Source organism: Hydrogenovibrio sp. (genome assembly GCF_049975065.1).
GTDB lineage: Bacteria > Pseudomonadota > Gammaproteobacteria > Thiomicrospirales > Thiomicrospiraceae > Hydrogenovibrio.
On the sequence record NZ_JBNGDN010000137.1, the window covers coordinates 1 to 2,849 of the forward strand.

The following is a 2,849-nucleotide window of genomic DNA, read 5'->3' on the forward strand; positions in this document are numbered from 1 at the left end:
ACGCCCGAAGGGGTAAGTCGAGAAACCAATGCTCTGCGCAATCTCAGCACAAATTCATGAATCGAAGAACCGAAGGTAAACATTCGGGTTAGTGATGTCAGCTCAGCGAGTGTGCTTACAGCTTATCTGCATTTTTAGATAAGTAGTCCGCGACGCCTTCTGGTGAGTCCTTCATGCCTTCATCGCCTTTGTGCCAGCCAGCCGGACAGACTTCACCGTGTTGTTCATGGAATTGCAGGGCTTCCACCATGCGCAGCATTTCATCGACATTACGTCCAAGCGGCAAATCGTTGACGACTTGATGGCGAACCACACCGGTCTTGTCGATTAAAAAAGCCCCTCTTAGCGCAACGTTGCCAGGGTGAACGATGCCGTAAGCCTGCATAATACTGCCACCGATGTCGGCCACGAGCGGGAATTTAACCGGCCCTAAGCCGCCTTCATTGACAGGCGTGTTTCGCCAGGCATTGTGCGTGAACTGTGAGTCGATGGAGATGCCAATGACTTCGGTCTCCATGGCTTTGAATTGCTCGACACGGTGATCGAACGCCAGAATTTCCGAAGGACAGACAAAGGTGAAATCGAGGGGGTAGAAAAAGACCACCGCGTATTTGTTTTCGGTGTGACTTTTAAAATTGAAGTCATCGACAATGGTGCCGTCGGCCAGAACGGCTGCGGCGGTAAAGTCCGGCGCTTGCTTGGTCACGAGTACAGACATGGTAGTTTCCTTTGAATTGAACCGGAAAAATTCATAAATTAATCCCCTCTCACTTGTCTTTTGATTCCACAAACTCCATTTTTTCAGTCGGGCGTCATCGCGGAATCGACGCTTTTTTGAAAACTTCCTTGTGAGAACAAAATCCTGAGCGATTTCGGCGCAAATTTATGACATTTCCAGATTGGATGTAAATCACATTCTCGCTGTAGTATAGACAATTTGAGATGGCTTGAAAACTGCTATAGAATCAAATAACCCATTCAACCAAAGGAACTTCGATTATGTTTATCGTTTACACACCGGAAGGACGTAATCGTATTCAGCCAGGCGAGCTGCGTCCTGAGCTGAAGGTAGATCGTTCCAAGCGCATCAATGCGGTGGGTGAATCCGAAATGGATCAGTTGCATTTTGATGAAACGCTTAATCGTATGCAGGATAAACCCAGGCCTGCGGTAAAAGAATACGAATCCATCCAGCATGATCAGCCCCGGCATCCGGTTTTTAAAGTGTTTGATATTATGACGCAACCTGTTATCACGATTTCACACCTTGAATCGCAAGGGCAGGCCTGGTCAAAAATGCTTGAGGCGGGTGTGCATCACTTACCGGTCGTGAATGATCGTGCTGAATTGGTTGGGTTGGTATCGAGTCGGGATATTTTAATGCGCGCGACAGTGGGCGAGAACGGTCAGCTCGAAATTGGTGGCGATGAGCCGGTGGCCAATGTGATGAATCGAAAGGTGATTACCACGAAAGCGGAAACCGATATTCGTCGGGTTGCACTGGTGATGAGTGAATACCGCTTAGGCTGTGTGGTGATTATGTCTGAAGCGGAATCCATTCGGGGGATTGTCACTCAATCGGATATTGTGCGGCGGATTGCGGCCGCGCCGCCGCTTGAGATCTATGCCTGACTGAGAAACGGGTGACGGTTATCCGTCCTGCGTAATGGCGGCGATCAATTCCGCTAAAACGGTTTCCGCCTGTGGCGTGTCGATTTGACAGGTTCCAGCCGCTTTATGTCCGCCACCGTTATATTTTAGGCAAAGTTCGCCCACATTGGTTTGGGCACTTCGATCCAAAATGGATTTGCCGACGGCAAACACAGTGTTTTGTTTTTGGAAGCCCCAGAGTACGTGAATGGATATATTGCACTGCGGGAAGAGGGCATAGATCATAAAACGGTTTGTCGGATGAATGGTGTCTTCTTGACGTAAGTCCAACACCACCAGATTTTGATGAACGCTTGCACAACGTTGAATTTGTTCTTTGGCTTGGCTCTCATGTTCGAAGTACAAATCGACTCTTTCTTTAACGTCGGGTAAATTCAGAATTTCTTCGATAGTGTGGTCGCGGCAGTAGTCGATTAACTCCATCATCAGCTGATAGTTTGAGATTCGGAATTCGCGGAAACGCCCCAAGCCTGTTCGAGCATCCATCAAATAGTTCAATAGCGGCCAACCGGTGGGGTTTAGGATTTCTTCGCGGGTGAACTGGGCGGAATCGCTTTTATCCACCGCTTCCATAATGTCGTCCGAGACTTTGGGAAAGGCTTTAGCGCCACCGTAATAATCGTAGACCACGCGAGCCGCCGAGGGGGCGTTTGCATCGATAATATGGTTGTCCACCGCATCGTTGCGAACGCTTTCGCTCAGGTGGTGATCAAACGCTAGGTGACAGCCTTTGACATAGGGTAGATTGGTGGTGATGTCGTTTTCAGTGATTTCTATTTTGCCATCCTGCATGTCTTTTGGATGCACGAACAGAATGTCATCGATTAAATTCAGCTCTTTTAGTAAAACCGCACAGACTAAGCCGTCGAAATCGCTGCGTGTCACTAAACGAAAGGTGTTTTCCGCCATGAAGGTCTCCTGGGTGTTAAAAAATATCAAATCGAGTCCGGCCGTTTCGGCGTGGCGAATCGACTTGTTCGCTCGGTACATTCATCCCCGTCTTGCCCAGATGTCAATTGGGAGGCAAGACAGGCAAAGTTAGCCCGAATGTTTCATGAATTTGTGCTGAGATTGTGCAGAGCATTGGCTTCACAAGGAAATTTTCGAAGAAGCGTCGTATCCGTGATTACGACCAACTGAGAAAATATTTCTTGTGGAATCAAGGAGCAAGCAAGGTC

3 protein-coding genes are annotated in these 2,849 nt (G+C 48.4%); 1 reads left to right on the plus strand and 2 read right to left on the minus strand.

Annotated elements, in window-relative coordinates; genetic code table 11:
• Positions 1-115 precede the first annotated feature (115 nt).
• A complete protein-coding gene (locus tag ACP5D0_RS10395) occupies positions 116-718 on the minus strand; it encodes a peroxiredoxin (protein ID WP_472365731.1) in 603 nt (200 codons plus the stop codon).
• 281 nt (positions 719-999) lie between these two features.
• Here ACP5D0_RS10395 and ACP5D0_RS10400 point away from each other — a divergent pair, with 281 nt between their 5' ends.
• Positions 1,000-1,632 carry a CBS domain-containing protein gene (locus ACP5D0_RS10400; protein WP_472365732.1) on the plus strand — a complete coding sequence of 211 codons (633 nt, stop codon included), beginning with the start codon at positions 1,000-1,002 and terminating at the stop codon, positions 1,630-1,632.
• 18 nt (positions 1,633-1,650) lie between these two features.
• Here ACP5D0_RS10400 and ACP5D0_RS10405 read toward each other — a convergent pair whose 3' ends face one another.
• Positions 1,651-2,661 (minus strand): exopolyphosphatase, encoded by a 1,011-nt coding sequence (locus ACP5D0_RS10405; protein ID WP_472365733.1) that lies wholly within the window; start codon positions 2,659-2,661, stop codon positions 1,651-1,653.
• Positions 2,662-2,849 lie beyond the last annotated feature (188 nt).